The following is a 14,360-nucleotide window of genomic DNA, read 5'->3' on the forward strand; positions in this document are numbered from 1 at the left end:
CGGAGTCGAACCGGTGACCTCTTGCCTCCCAATCAAAAGCCTCTCCAGATTTCCCAAGCGTCCCAAGATTATAAAATTATCCATTTGTTTCTTTTTTAGAGTTAAAGAATGAACAAAAGCGCTTTTGTCTTGCTAGCAATGTAATTGGGATAAGTGTATAAAATTAGCAAAAATGGAAGAAGTAAAATCAGAATTTTTATTCACAAAATACTGTAAAACAACAACTTATGTTAAAAAAATGCAAATTGAACCAAATAATATTTGGATAGTTTCATTAGGTTTCAAAACGATTCAAATGATACTATTTGATTTTTGTAAAAATAGAAGGATTTTGAGTTATAAACGATTGAAAATTTAATTATCAAGAAAATAAGAGTTGTTAAAAGGCAAATGACCCATTTGGATTATTCCAAATTGGTCATTTGTTTAAGTTGGGATTAATTAAAATGTAAAAAGCTTGTCTTCCGGAAATAGTTTCATGGTATTGTCCCAACAAAAGTTCTTTTAGGTGCACTTATCCTTTTAAGTATTCCCAAAATCATTCGCCCAATAAATTGTGCCGATCAATTAGTTTAAGGAATTCGTCCCGTTTATTTTTGCTTACTACGGCAGTATGATCTTTCAATTTTACCATATTACCATCAATACTTTCTATATGATTGATATTGACAATGTGCGAGCGATGTATCCTGTGAAAATTGGCAGGAAGTAGTTCTTCTAATTTACTCATTGACTGCAACGTCATAATTTTACGATTATGAACGGTAATTAGCTGTACATAGGGACCTTGACCATTGATGACAATTATGTCCTTAAAGGCGACGCTGATGATTTTACTGTTGGCTTTAATAAATAGTTTGTCCGTAGGCTGAGGTTGTGATGTAGTTAAGGGATAAATCACTTTTGGACCTTTTAAGGAAATGACTTTGATGACCGCTTTATAAAACCGATCAAAATCTATTGGTTTTAATAAATAGTCTACAACATCGAGTTCATAGCTCTGAACTGCATACTCGGAATAAGCAGTAGTAAGTATGGCAGCTGGCCTGTTGGGTAAGATTTTCAGAAAATCAAGACCTGAAACATCGGGCATTTGTATATCGAGAAACAAAATATCTATATTATCATTTTTAATATAGTTGAGCGCTTGCAGTGCAGAACTACAGGAAGCCACCAATTCCAACTCCGGAACTTTACCAACATAATCCGAAAGAATTTTTCGCGCGATATGTTCATCATCGATAATTAGACATTTTATTTTCATAAGGTAATTTTTAGGTCTAATTGGTACACATTATTTTCCTTGGTGATATTAACTTCGTGTTTCCCTGGGTAATTAGCCTTTAAAAGTTTTAATGAATTTCTAAGCCCTATTCCCATATGATCTCTTGCAACATCCTTAACTTCATCCTTGAAGGTATTTTCTGTTCTAAAACTAAGTTCGTTTTTATCCACTTCCAAACCAATCTTGATCCAACCTCGGGGATTGGTTTCCAAATCAGAGTGTTTAAAACAGTTTTCAATAAAATTGATTAGGATCATTGGTGCGATCTTATTGTTGTTCGTAATTCCGGCATGGTAGAAATCTACATTACGGGAATCTTCATGCTTAAGCAATTGTATGCTCAAATAGTGTTCTATAAGTTCCTTTTCCTTGGTCAAAAAGACTTTGGGCCGATCACAATCATACAGTAAATACCGTAACAGTTTGGACAGTTTTGAAATCATTTCAGCGGCCCTTTCATCTCTCAGATATGCAAGGCCGTATATGTTATTCAATGTATTGAACAGAAAATGAGGGCTTATCTGACTTTTTAACAATCTAAGTTCGGCCTCGGCTCTTTCCGCTTTATGTTCAACTTTTTGCACTGCATTAAGATAATATACATGTGCTACTCGAATACTGGCCACAAAAATTATCCCTAACAAAACCATTAAAAGCCACAAAGCTATTCGAACGGATTTAGGGGCATATTGGTCACTGATCTGGTTTAACCCCAGTATTTCTGCCATCATGGTATGGGCATAGATTCCGATACCAATAAGAATGATATTGGTGGTAATCAACAATCCCAATCTTCGATTGATATTCCCTTCCCTAGCCAAGTATTCGGGAAAGAGTTTATATCCAAAAAGCCAAATAATCAAGGAGCCCAAAAATATATAGGTTACCAAATAGTAAATAGTATCTGCAAGACTTCTTTGATATGCAAGTACCAAACTTATGGCGATATGTATCCCGAACCATAGGATGTAGGGGCCTACTTTAAAAAATCGCTCTGTTTTAGACAATGCGCTGCTCATAGGGACAATATTAGCATCATCTTCTAATTTTTCATAATCAAATGAATGAAATGATGATTTCATGGTACGAATTGTTCATTTAGATAATTAAAAGACTTGGTTGCTCTCAAAATCCATTTGGTTCATTTATACCGTCAATTGGTAAATTTTTTTTGCTACTGGCCCGCTGTCAAAATAGTTTCGCCGCGTAATTAAAAAATACAATCATGAGAAATATGAATCACTTAATCACAATTGCCTTTTTTGTGCTATCGACCAACTTCTATGCACAAGATAAGAAAGATCCACAAGATGAAATAGTTGCCGTTTGGATTACAGCAGATGAAACAAAAGTAGAAATCTACAAAGAAGGTAATGTATACCTAGGCAACCTTATAAATTCGGAGGGAGTGCGAAATACGAAAATCGAAGTACTCAACTTGGAGTATAAAGAAGGTAAATGGGTGGGCAAGATTTATTCCAAAAAAAGAGGAAAGTTGTTGGATGTAGAATGTCAAGTGGAAGGTGACAAACTTATTCTTGAGGTAACTGCACGATTTATATCCGCAGATCTAGAATGGAGCAGAGCTAAATCTTAAAACCCGTTCCAGATTTCAGTTTCACTTAATCAAGTTCTCAAAACTAACTTCTAATGAAAAAATACATTTTTATATTTATTTTCTCCATAGTCACGACCGTTGTTGGACAAGAAAGCAAGTATTATTTTGGAATTTCCTACGGAAAAAGTTTTCCAATTGGAGATTTTGCGGCCGATGATATCAATAATTCCAATTCGGGTTTTGCAGAAGGCGGAAACAAGTTGGATTTCTATGCAGGTAGTACTTTAAGCCAAAAGCTGAATTTTACAATAACTTTTCGTTATCAGCATTTTGCCCCCGATATTGACCAATTGGCCACAGAATTGGAAACATCCGATGAAGCCACCTATTCTGTTGAAACTTCCGATGCATGGAAAATCTATTCCCTTCTTATAGGAATTGAATACAAAATAAATTTGGGCAGAAAATTCAGTATCTATCCACGTATTGGAATGGGTCCTATGCTGGTTACCAACCCTGGGTTTTCAATAACGGATACGAATGAGGATTCCAATACTAGAATGCATCACCACAGTGAGACAGGTTTAGGGTTAGGCTATGAATTGGGTATTGGACTTAAGCGTGATTTGGGGAAAAACTTTTGCCTAATGCCCACTTTTACTTTCAGTGGTGGATTTGTAACAATTTCCGATGTTGATACAACAATTGACAATGTGGGTATCACTTCAGATTACATACCCAAAATAATCACATTCAATTTAGGACTCTCGTTAGCCTATAAATTTTAAACTAACAATAAAATGAAGTCAATGATTACAATTAAACTATCCATCTTTCTTGCGGTATTATCCTTTACAGTAGGTATCGCCAGTGCCCAAGATATAGCATCCCTTTACAAACAAGTAAATACATCTGTTGTTACCATTCTGACCGAATCCAGATTATTTGAAGACAGCCATCAAATGAATATTGATGAGGGTATCGGTTCAGGTGTTCTTATTTCCGAGGATGGAGAAATTCTAACTGCCGCCCACGTCGTCAATGATGCGGAAAAAGTGAGCGTTAAATTTATAAATGGGGAAGAAATTCCCGCTAAAATAATTAGGTCTGCACCCGTAGCGGACATTGCATTGTTGAAATTATCTTGGATGCCAAAAGTATATAAAGTGGCAAAAATAGGAGATTCGGATACTGTTTCCGTAGGAGAGCAGATTATTATTCTAGGTGCTCCCTACGGTTTGGAACAATCACTTTCTTCCGGCTACATTAGCGGTAAACAAAAGCAAAAAACGAGGACCTCTGGCTTTGTTATCAATGAATACTTTCAAACGGATGCATCGATAAATCAGGGGAATTCCGGTGGACCAATGTTTAATATGCAAGGAGAGGTCATCGGAATTTCAAGCTACATCATTTCAGAATCTGGTGGTTTCCAAGGGTTGGGTTTTGCAGCTACTTCTAATTTAGCCAAAAAATTGGTTGTTGACGGCAATAGAAGATGGAACGGTATTAATGGTTTTATTCTGGATAAAGAATTGGCATGGATGTTAAATGTCCCCATTAATGGCGGCTTGCTGGTTGAATCTGTAGTTCGGTTTTCACCTGCTTATTTTGCCGGAATCAAAGGCGGATTTGAAACTATTACCATAGAAGATGAGCATTTAATTTTAGGAGGGGATATTATACTATCGGTAAATGGATTTCCATTGACCAAAGAGGCTTTTGAAAATGTTGATAATGCAATGGTCAATAAATTGGATTTCTACAAAAAGAAAGAATTCGTGCTAAAAGTACTGAGAGGTGGTAAGGTAGAAGAGCTCACAATTAACTTTAAAAGCTAGGAGCTTTGATTTAGAACCTTGAATCACCTATTGGACTATTACTGTATATATATTCTGAAACTAAAACATTCAATAACTTAAATCATACAAAACATGGAATTAAATTCAAATCAATTAAAGTTTTTAAAAATTTACCAATTCAGCGAATCATACAGTGTGTCTTTAGTGGACAATCAAGAATTTGAAATAACAAAAGGGTATGGTACTACGTTAGTTGAAGCTTTGAATGATATGCATGAAAATTTAATCTAGCCGATGCCTCGAATGAAATACCTGTCCTATACACTTGAATCCATACTATTTTGGATGTTGGCTTTTGTGTTTTATATATTCATTAAATTCAATGGCATCGACAACCTTGAGTTAGAAGTAAACAATCACATCACCTTTAAAAATCTTCTATTACACGCCATATATATAGGTGTTTTTTTAGGTTTATTTTTTGCTTTAATTGAAATTGTTTTTCAAAAAACTGTCCTTAATAGGTTGGTGCTTTGGTTACAGCTCCTCATCAAGTCCTCGGCATATTTTGTTATCCTTGTTATGCTACTCACCATGGCTAGAATGCTTATTTTAAATGATGGCAATGTGCCTTTTTCCAGTGAACGATGGTGGTGGTTCCAAAATAAATTTTTCAGAACTTCCATTGTTTACTTTTTGTTTGCGCTCATTGTATTCTTAATGATACAAATGGCCAACGAAAAGTTTGGGAAAGGAATTTTTATGAAGATGCTTTTAGGTATCTATAAAAAACCTCAGCAAGTAGAACGCATATTTATGTTTTTAGACTTAAAATCATCGACTACCATTGCCGAAAACCTAGGTAATCACAAATACAGTCAGTTTATTCAAGATGCATTTATTGAACTTAACGAAGTGGTAGCGAAACACAGTGCCACCATTTACCAATATGTGGGTGATGAAGCCGTGCTTGAGTGGTCGATGAAAAATGGACTTTATAACAATAACTGTGTGGAAGTCTTTTTCAAGTTCAAAGAACAATTAACAAGCAAGAAAGACTATTTCCAAGAAAAGTATGGGTTTCATCCTGAATTTAAGGCTAGCCTCCATGCTGGAAAAGTCATATTTGCAGAAATAGGCACAATAAAAAAAGAACTGGCATATCATGGCGATGTAATTAATACAACAGCAAGAATCCAATCACTTTGTAATCAATATCAACAACAATTGCTGGTTTCTGAAACTATATGGAATTTAATACATAGTAAGAATCGATATGATAGTCAGGTATACAGGGATGCTTTCTTAAAAGGGAAGGACGAAACACTTACGCTATACGGAGTTCAAAAAGTTGGCGATTTGGTTTCGTAATCTACTTTTTATAGATGCTTTATTCACCAGTATTAAGTGCAGTTTTTGATTCCTAATTCCTTTCTCCATAGAAATGTAGAGAGTGTTTATCTATTTTAATATTGAATACTTCCTCAATAGTTTCTTTGATGGATTCAATGCGTGGGTCACTGAATTCAAGTATCTCTCCGGTATCCGTTAAAATAATATGATCGTGTTCACTTTTGAAAAATGATTTTTCGTAATAGGTAGACTTGTTACCAAACTGATGTTTGCTGACCAAACGGCATTCCAATAATAACTCCATGGTGTTATATAAAGTTGCACGGCTTACCCTATAGTTTTTATCCTTCATTGAAAGATAGAGGGAATCAATATCTAAATGCTCGTTTGCATTATACACTTCCTCTAGAATGGAATATCGTTCAGGAGTTTTACGGTGACCATTTACTTCCAGAAAAGACTTGAATACCCCTTTGATAATAATAAAACTGCTTTCACAGGCCATGTCTCATTGTTTAAGATTAATATTCGGATTATCGGTCTTTCGGAACTCATATTTAATGCAAAAAGTTCCCTAGTTTAAAATGTTTAAATAATCGATATGGGACAGAAATTGGCATATTTGGTTTTGAGGCATTCTGAAAAATAAGATCTTTCAGAGCGCTTAGTTCTTGTTGGTCAAACATGAGCACCAAATTTTGTTGTAATGTCTGTATAGGAATTTTGCGCTTTGGGAATGCTTAACCACAGCATGTCTTACAATATTCTATATCAATTTGAATAACAAATTTTTGAAAGGCCTACAGTTCTCGCTTGCTAAATTCAAGATAAATGTTATTAAAGTGTAGCTGGTAGATATTACAATTTGAGCAATAGGCCAATTGTCCCAGGATATTTTTAGATAAGGTCATGATATTGTGGTACATAATTTCTTTTATTTTAATAGCAATCTATCATTAACTGACCTTTGTTCTCAAAGTCGGTCAGGGGTCTGTTAAGTACTTCGGTCGTAATTTCATTAAGGGTTTGAGGTGCTTAGTGATGCGGATCAGGAAGTGATAAAGGCATATAACCTTCAGTTTGATCCAGGGGAGTATTATCACCAGCGTCGCGATTTAACCCTTTTAAATGGAGGGAGTTTAAAAACCTTACCAGTTCCAGCTACTTTCATAGTCAATACTAATCAAATCATTGAAGCAGCACATGTTGAGGCCAATTATACCGAAAGGATGGGTCCAAAGGAAATAATAGAGGTGCTTAAAGGGATGGGGAACTAAGGTTAACGGTTTAAGACATAACAGTTTTGTTGCCTTTTATTTCCGGTAAATTGAGGTGACAAATCTATGCTCAGATTATGGCCAATTGTATTGAATTAGGATATCTCAGTTTTTGTCAAGCCTGTTTTAATTTTTTGTACCGAAACTTCCTTAAGTGAACAACTAAAGGATTATTATACTGCTCACAGTCTCAAAGAACTAGTTAAATGCCTGATAGTTAAGGGGCGTCTTTTTTTTAAATTGCTTAACTTGTACTACTTCCCCTTTAAGAAATTGGATTAGTAGATGAGTTCGGACGAGAATTTGGACAAAGGATTTCACGCAAAATCAATGGGGGGTACTCTAGTCGAGCAACTTACCAAAGAAATTGAGGTACACCTAAACAACGATCAATTTGGGGTGGATAGTCTTGCCCAAGCGGTGGGAATGAGCCGTTCCAGTCTACATCGAAAACTGCACAAAATAGTAGGTGTCTCTACAAGCCAATTTATCAGGGAATATAGATTGAAGAGGGCCTTGGAGCTGTTAAGGGAGGAAGATGTTACGGCCTCAGAAGTAGCTTATCGGGTGGGTTTCAGCAGTGCCACCTACTTCAGCACTTCTTTCCATAAGTTTTACGGGTACACCCCAGGGGAAGTAAAATCTAGAGGAGCCGAAGACATAGAGGGTAGGGAACTATCCATTACTGAAACAGCGCAAGTTATGCCCGCTCCTTTTGACCTATCAAAAAAACCAAAAGGAAGCTACAAAAAATCATTGATCTTATCGGTTTTGTTGGTTGCAATAGTATCAACGGCCTTATTTCTTTATAGTACAACCTCAAAGAAAAATATTGAAACCAAAGGCTTAGAAAAGTTAATTGTAGAAAAATCCATTGCCGTGCTGCCTTTTAAAAATTGGACTGGTGACCCAAATCTGGAATATATAAGTGATGGTATGACAGATGCCGTTATCTCTAGACTCACCAAAATTAATTCAATTGATAAGGTTATTCCCTTTACATCTACTATAAAATACAAGGAAACGAATAGGTCTGCCCAGGAAATTGCAACTGAATTGGGGGTGACAAACCTATTGCAGGGCAATCTTCAGATTTCCGGTGACCAAATCAAAATAAACCTGCAAATGATAGACAGTCGGACCAACGATCATTTATGGTCGGAAGAATACGTAAGGGAATGGAGAAGTGACGAAATTTTTAAAATGCAGACCGAAGTGGTAGAAGGTATTGCCGCCAATATGAATGCTGTTATTGCCGACAATGAGCTTGATAATATTCAAAAAGTGCCCACAAAAAGTAAACAGGCCTATTCCTATTACCTTCAAGCCGAGTTTCAAAAGAATAAGGCCAATGAACTATCGTACTCCAATGCTGTTGCCTTATATGAAAAGGCTATCGCTATAGACCCAAATTTTGTGGATGCCTATAGGGGCCAGGCTATGGTATGGAGCTTCGGAGGATTGGTCTGGGGTATATATGATGAACGAGTAGCTTGGAGAAATGCGAAAGAATTACTGGAGAAAGCGTTTAAACTAGATCCGACCAATATGGAAGTGGAGGAAGAATTATACAGCGGGTATTTTTTTTACGATTGGCGTTTTGAAGAAGTAGAGAAATATTACCAACGAATTTTGAAGGATTCCTTCATAGACAATACACCCTCTATAAATGCAGATTATGCTATAAAAACAGGAAGGTATCAAAATGCCCTCAATGCAATGAATGAAGTTATTTTGACCGATTCATCAAGTGGCTTTCTTTTCTTCTTCAAGGCCGAAGCCTTGTTTTTTCTTGGAAAAAATGAAGAAGCATTGGAACTCTTGAACAATACCTATTCTCTGCACAGTGATAATTGGTTTTATCTAAGGGAGTCCGCTAAACTGAATTACTATCTACAGGAATATCAAAAATCAAAAAAACAACTTCATAAATTACTGACCCAATTTCCGGATTATCCACCAATTTTGATGTGGCTGAATGCCGTATATGCCCAAATGGATGGCAATACTGTAGATGCTTCCAAATATTTGGCGGAGTTGGAAAGCAAGTATGAAAATCGCTCTTCCGGTAGTCCGGCATGGTTTATGGCACTATTTTATAGTACTCAAAAGAATTATGAGAAGACCTTTGAATGGCTACAAAGGTCGTACGATAGGCATGAGGTAGAAATGACCTGGTTAAGGGAGGAGCCACTTCTTGTCCCGCTAAGAAACGATCCTCGATACATTAGTCTTTATGATAAAGTTGGATTTTCAAGTATAGGGATACCCATAAAAACTTCTTCAAATAGTAATAGCTCCAACTAAGCTTTTCAACATTTCTTAAAGGTTGCGCACCATAATTTAAAGGCCTGACCAAAAATTTAACAAGTTTGCATCATAGCTATTAAGCAGCACTTTACGTTTATACCCATCTTTGAAAACATCAAATTTGAGGTATAGGATAAATAGTCTGTTGTACGGAAATACTCCCTCCATATGCAGTAATAGTGAAAACCCTTTTCTGTGCAGTCTTCTTAACCTTAAAGTAAACTTTAGTTCCCCTACATAATTAAATGAATTATTCACTTAAAATTAGAACTATGGAATTAAATGAAGCAAAATTAAACGAGTTACTGGGAAAAGTAGTTACAGAAATGGGAGCTGCTGCCAATGGACCCTTAATCTTATTGGGGGATAAATTGGGACTTTTTAAGTCATTGGCGGCATCGGGGCCAATGAATTCGACCGAATTGGCCGATGAAACAAATACAGCGGAAAGATATGTCCGCGAATGGCTATCGGCCCAGGCGGCATCGGGGTATGTAAGTTATGATGCCAAGACCAATAGTTTTTCAATGACCCCGGAACAGGCCGCTGTTTTTGGCGATGAAAAAAGTCCTGTATTTATGACCGGGGCATTCTATGCAATAACATCGGTCTACAATGATGCACCCAAGATGGAAAAAGCTTTTAAATCGGGTGAAGGGGTCGCTTGGGGAGATCACAGTACCTGTTTGTTCTGCGGTACCGAAAAATTCTTCAGTCCATCCTATGAGAATAATTTGGTGAATCACTGGATTCCATCTTTGGATGGTGTAGAGGCCAAATTAAAGAATGGGGCCAAGGTAGCGGATATTGGCTGTGGCCATGCCGCGTCTACTATCATTATGGCCAAGGCTTATCCCAATTCCACTTTTATAGGGTATGACTATCATCTTAAATCTATAGAACATGCTAGGAAAAGTGCCGCCGCCGCCGGGTTGGACAATATTTCTTTTGAAGTGGCCCTGGCCAAAGATTTTCCAGGAAGCGATTACGACTTTATTGCCTTCTTCGATTGCCTACATGATATGGGCGACCCCATTGGTGCCTGTGCCCACGTAAAAAAAGCCTTAAAACCGAATGGCACCTGTATGATTGTGGAACCTTTTGCAAATGATACTTTGGAGGAAAACCTAAACCCCGTTGGGAGAGCATTTTATGCATTTTCCACTACACTATGTACACCCTGTTCCTTGAACCAGGAGGTAGGTCTTGCCCTAGGTGCCCAGGCAGGGGAAAAACGCTTACGGGAAGTTGCTACTGCAGGAGGGTTTAGTAGATTTAGAAGAGCCACGGAAACACCTTTTAATTTGATTTTGGAGGCAAGGGCCTAGATCTTTTTCTTCTTGCTGGGAGATACAACCATTTTGATTATATGCCAATAAGGTTTAAAACAATCCTTATTGGCAAATATCGGACACATATAAAGTAAACTATTAACTATATAAATTTAAGATTATGAAAACTAAGATGAAACTTACAATGATTATGACTTTTGGAATTTTAATTTCAGGATATGCACAACAAGCTGAAGTAAATAGGATCGATTTGATAAATGACGAGTTTCCGGAAGCGAAACAAGAAGTGATGGAGACCTTTGGCGCAATTGCACAAAGTATTAAGGACGGTGATATGGATAAACTAATTTCCTTTCACGCCTACAGTCCAAAGTTTACGGAATTCAAAAATGGAGAACCAAGAAATGGGGGTGATGCAAACGAGGCGCATGAACGAACTGTTTTTGGTGCTGTGTCCGAGGTAGTAAAGTTCGATGCCAAAGATTTACAAATTGCCGTTTATGGCGATGTGGCCAATTTAACCTTTCACTCGGATTTTCATTTAAAATTTGGAGAGGAACTAGTGGTGGTTAATGACCAAATAACATTGTTGTTCGTCAAGACGGATAATGGATGGAAAATGGTTCACGAGCATCATTCACCCTTGGCAAAAGAGGATAGTTAAAAGCGCGCCATAACAATAAATATAGGCAAGTGCTTTGGCTATTTTCTTTTAATAAACCATCTGAATAAATATTTATTCACACGGTGGGGAATCTATATTTTCATTTCCCCACCTATCATTATGATCTTATAGGATCCATAGCACCATCTCAAAGTCAATTACCTCAGGGCAGGCCTATCTGCCGACAATGGAAGGCTCATGAGGCATCGGAAGGAAATTACGGATAACATTTCGACAAAAGGGCGGAGCCTTCAAATCTCACTTAGTGGGTAAATAATGATAATTATATACACAATGCGACAACTCAATTATTATAGTTTAGTGGTGGTTCTACTGCTTATGGGAGCAGGACAGGTCTTAAGTGGACAGAACGCTACGCTGACAGGAAAAGTTTATGATGAAAACAAAGAGGCTATGCCCTTCGCACATGTACTTCTTTTACAACAACCTGATTCTGTTTTGGTGAAGGGCGTAACCACCGATACCAAGGGAGGGTTTGTTGTGGAGGGAATATCAATTGGCAATTATATACTTAATATTTCCCTCTTGGGATATGAACCTTACTATAGATCTATAGCACTTACCGATTTAAAAGAGCATTCCACGGGGAATATCCAATTATCACCAATGAGCCAACAATTACAAGGCGTTCAGGTGGTTGGGCGTAAGGCCTTATTCCAACTAATGAGCGATAGGTTAATATTGAATGTGGGATCCCTGCCTACTTTTAGTGGCAATAATGCCCTGCAGGTTCTTCAAAAGGCGCCCGGGGTAATGGTACAAGAGAATTCGAACAGTATTAGTCTAAACAATAAGGGTGAGGTGCTGATTATGATAAACGATAGGGTATCGCGCGTACCCAAGGGTAACTTGATACAGCAATTAAAGGGAATGCGGGCAGAAAGCATTGATCGTATAGAACTCATACATCAGCCATCGGCCAAATATGATGCCGATAATGCCGCTGGAATTATCCATATTGTCATGAAGGAAAACAATCTTTATGGTTTTAATGGTAACGCTAGTTTTACCGCTGGTATTGGGCAAAGGGAAAAATTTAACGGAAGCACCGACTTTAATTATCGCAATAACAGTTTGAACATTTATGGCAATGCCACTGGCTTTCATAGCAGATCGCCCCAGTTATTGATAAATCATTTTAGGGAATATGAATATGAGGGCGATTATTACTATTACGAGAACAAGTTGAAATTTGAAAACCCTACCAGCAATTCATTGGGTTTTACATTGGGGGCCGATTTTGAAATTGATAAAAACAACATTGTAGGGGGTCTTTTTGGGTATTCCAAAAATAACGAACTGGGCCATGATTATACTAGTAGGTCAAGTGGTTCAATAAATTCGGTGCCCAATACCGATTCAGAATTCCTACTTGATGTTGACAATCCTAACAGCAACACCTTTATAAATCTAAACTATTTTCGAAAAATAGGGGCTAATGCCTCTTTAAATATCGATGTGGATAGGGTAACACTGGATGTGCAAAATTCTTCCGAACTTTCCAATCTTGATCCTGCGGAAGCTATTGAAAGAACAGAAGTTGGTCGTGAATCACAATTTGAAATCAAAACGGCAAAGGCCGATTTTGAATGGGAGACCGAAGCGGGCAACAAATGGGAAACAGGTCTCAAAGGCACTTTTAATAACTCCAATACCCAATCACAGATTCGGAACAGAACATCCGGTGTTTGGGAAGTGGACGAAGCATTCACAATGAACGATGACATTGCGGAAAAGGTTTTGGCAGCCTATGCCTCGTTTCATAAACAATGGAACGGGAAATGGGAAAGTAATCTGGGCCTTAGACTGGAGCACTATAATTATGAACTTGACGATATCGTTGGAGAGAACGACTTTAGCGTTACCTACAATAATATTTTTCCGGTCGTCAGGACCAGCTACGCTATTGATTCGACCAAGTCGCTGACTTTATCCTTTAACCGCCGTATTGAGCGTCCGTCTTTTTTTAGTCTGGCAGGTTACTACGTTTTAATAGACCCGTCGTTATTCGCAAGTTCAAATACGCGGATTAGGCCATCGTTTACCAATGCGGTCAGGCTGGCATATAACCAGGGTTCTTTTTTGATCTCGATGGAAATAAACAGGACCAAGGGTGCCATCGCTTTCTATAACACAGTGGATAAGGAAAAGAATCTGCAGACAAGTATCCCCATTAATTTTGATCAAATGGATGGGTTCCTGTTAAATATGAGCTTCCCTATAAAAATTAGTAAGATGTGGAAAATGAATTGGAATTTGGACGGTACCTACAAAAAGGTAAAAGATGCTTCTAATCGGCCCCTACCTTTTGAAAAAGGGTTATTTACCGTTACGGCCCAATTGGCCAACGTTTTTGAACTAGGTAATTCATGGACCGCCAACATAGATGGTAGGTATATGAGTCCGTACATATCCGGAGACCAAGAGCAGTACTTGCAACATTACCTAAACTTCGGGATCAGTAAAAAATTCAAGAACGAAAGTTCCCTTACCTTCAGTGTACAGGATATCACGGCCACTAGTGGTACCATAGAATGGGAATACGACCAGCCCGAATTGGGCATAAAGACCTATGGTAATAACGATTGGTCCGAAAGGGTATTTCAGCTAACTTATTCGTTTCCCTTCGGGAATAAAAAAGTAAAGGAAAATAGAAAACGGGAAACGGGATCCCAAGAGGAGCGCAATCGGATGTAAGATTACCCAAATTTTGTGGTAAAGTATTGGCCTTTTAAAACACGAAAGCCACTCAAATAAACTTGAGTGGCTTTCCATAGTTTTAAAACGCAAAACTAATT

12 protein-coding genes and 1 pseudogene are annotated in these 14,360 nt (G+C 37.6%); 9 read left to right on the forward strand and 4 right to left on the reverse strand.

Annotated features, from left to right (window positions below):
* Positions 1-538 precede the first annotated feature (538 nt).
* Entirely contained in the window at positions 539-1,264 is a 726-nt protein-coding gene (locus BUA60_RS03330; RefSeq protein WP_072860296.1) for a LytR/AlgR family response regulator transcription factor, read from the reverse strand.
* The gene (locus BUA60_RS03335) at positions 1,261-2,367 is read right to left on the reverse strand and encodes a sensor histidine kinase (protein ID WP_072860297.1); all 1,107 of its coding nucleotides are present in this window, start codon (positions 2,365-2,367) and stop codon (positions 1,261-1,263) included. Before BUA60_RS03335 ends, BUA60_RS03330 begins: the two co-directional genes overlap by 4 nt.
* Before the next feature lie 143 nt (positions 2,368-2,510).
* Between BUA60_RS03335 and BUA60_RS03340 the strand changes: the two genes are divergently transcribed.
* The 4 genes from BUA60_RS03340 (at position 2,511) to BUA60_RS03355 (ending at position 6,016) form a co-directional block, all read left to right on the forward strand.
* Complete coding sequence (locus BUA60_RS03340; RefSeq protein ID WP_143153114.1) at positions 2,511-2,882, forward strand: hypothetical protein; 372 nt, start codon at positions 2,511-2,513, stop codon at positions 2,880-2,882.
* A 53-nt stretch (positions 2,883-2,935) separates the two neighbouring features.
* The gene (locus BUA60_RS03345; RefSeq protein WP_072860299.1) at positions 2,936-3,631 is read left to right on the forward strand and encodes a hypothetical protein; all 696 of its coding nucleotides are present in this window, start codon (positions 2,936-2,938) and stop codon (positions 3,629-3,631) included.
* Between the two features lie 21 nt (positions 3,632-3,652).
* The gene (locus tag BUA60_RS03350) at positions 3,653-4,684 is read left to right on the forward strand and encodes a S1C family serine protease (protein ID WP_084532468.1); all 1,032 of its coding nucleotides are present in this window, start codon (positions 3,653-3,655) and stop codon (positions 4,682-4,684) included.
* Positions 4,685-4,948: 264 nt separating this feature from the next.
* Entirely contained in the window at positions 4,949-6,016 is a 1,068-nt protein-coding gene (locus BUA60_RS03355) for an adenylate/guanylate cyclase domain-containing protein (RefSeq protein ID WP_178346957.1), read from the forward strand.
* 52 nt (positions 6,017-6,068) lie between these two features.
* On the opposite strand, the gene BUA60_RS03360 is transcribed toward BUA60_RS03355, so the two are convergent.
* Positions 6,069-6,503, reverse strand: a complete 435-nt coding sequence (locus BUA60_RS03360) for a Fur family transcriptional regulator (RefSeq protein WP_072860301.1) — start codon at positions 6,501-6,503, stop codon at positions 6,069-6,071.
* Between the two features lie 52 nt (positions 6,504-6,555).
* Positions 6,556-6,924, reverse strand: a pseudogene (locus BUA60_RS23485) (DUF6686 family protein).
* A gap of 105 nt (positions 6,925-7,029) precedes the next feature.
* Between BUA60_RS23485 and BUA60_RS03365 the strand changes: the two are divergent.
* The 5 genes from BUA60_RS03365 (at position 7,030) to BUA60_RS03385 (ending at position 14,259) form a co-directional block, all read left to right on the forward strand.
* Positions 7,030-7,275 carry a thioredoxin domain-containing protein gene (locus BUA60_RS03365; RefSeq protein ID WP_072860302.1) on the forward strand — a complete coding sequence of 82 codons (246 nt, stop codon included), beginning with the start codon at positions 7,030-7,032 and terminating at the stop codon, positions 7,273-7,275.
* Between the two features lie 285 nt (positions 7,276-7,560).
* A complete protein-coding gene (locus BUA60_RS03370) occupies positions 7,561-9,582 on the forward strand; it encodes a helix-turn-helix domain-containing protein (RefSeq protein WP_072860303.1) in 2,022 nt (673 codons plus the stop codon).
* Between the two features lie 275 nt (positions 9,583-9,857).
* Positions 9,858-10,913 carry a class I SAM-dependent methyltransferase gene (locus BUA60_RS03375; protein ID WP_072860839.1) on the forward strand — a complete coding sequence of 352 codons (1,056 nt, stop codon included), beginning with the start codon at positions 9,858-9,860 and terminating at the stop codon, positions 10,911-10,913.
* A gap of 124 nt (positions 10,914-11,037) precedes the next feature.
* Positions 11,038-11,541 carry a YybH family protein gene (locus BUA60_RS03380; RefSeq protein ID WP_072860304.1) on the forward strand — a complete coding sequence of 168 codons (504 nt, stop codon included), beginning with the start codon at positions 11,038-11,040 and terminating at the stop codon, positions 11,539-11,541.
* A gap of 294 nt (positions 11,542-11,835) precedes the next feature.
* Entirely contained in the window at positions 11,836-14,259 is a 2,424-nt protein-coding gene (locus BUA60_RS03385) for an outer membrane beta-barrel family protein (RefSeq protein WP_178346958.1), read from the forward strand.
* Positions 14,260-14,360: the final 101 nt, after the last annotated feature.

The sequence above is a fragment of the Arenibacter palladensis genome (assembly GCF_900129275.1).
GTDB classification, from domain to species: domain Bacteria; phylum Bacteroidota; class Bacteroidia; order Flavobacteriales; family Flavobacteriaceae; genus Arenibacter; species Arenibacter palladensis.

Coding starts and splice junctions, on each gene's coding strand:
- BUA60_RS03330 (WP_072860296.1), bottom strand. CDS start 1,264: ATGAAAATAAAATGTCTAATTATCGATGATGAACATATCGCGCGAAAA.
- BUA60_RS03335 (WP_072860297.1), bottom strand. CDS start 2,367: ATGAAATCATCATTTCATTCATTTGATTATGAAAAATTAGAAGATGAT.
- BUA60_RS03340 (WP_143153114.1), top strand. CDS start 2,511: ATGAGAAATATGAATCACTTAATCACAATTGCCTTTTTTGTGCTATCG.
- BUA60_RS03345 (WP_072860299.1), top strand. CDS start 2,936: ATGAAAAAATACATTTTTATATTTATTTTCTCCATAGTCACGACCGTT.
- BUA60_RS03350 (WP_084532468.1), top strand. CDS start 3,653: ATGATTACAATTAAACTATCCATCTTTCTTGCGGTATTATCCTTTACA.
- BUA60_RS03355 (WP_178346957.1), top strand. CDS start 4,949: ATGAAATACCTGTCCTATACACTTGAATCCATACTATTTTGGATGTTG.
- BUA60_RS03360 (WP_072860301.1), bottom strand. CDS start 6,503: ATGGCCTGTGAAAGCAGTTTTATTATTATCAAAGGGGTATTCAAGTCT.
- BUA60_RS03370 (WP_072860303.1), top strand. CDS start 7,561: ATGAGTTCGGACGAGAATTTGGACAAAGGATTTCACGCAAAATCAATG.
- BUA60_RS03375 (WP_072860839.1), top strand. CDS start 9,858: ATGGAATTAAATGAAGCAAAATTAAACGAGTTACTGGGAAAAGTAGTT.
- BUA60_RS03380 (WP_072860304.1), top strand. CDS start 11,038: ATGAAAACTAAGATGAAACTTACAATGATTATGACTTTTGGAATTTTA.
- BUA60_RS03385 (WP_178346958.1), top strand. CDS start 11,836: ATGCGACAACTCAATTATTATAGTTTAGTGGTGGTTCTACTGCTTATG.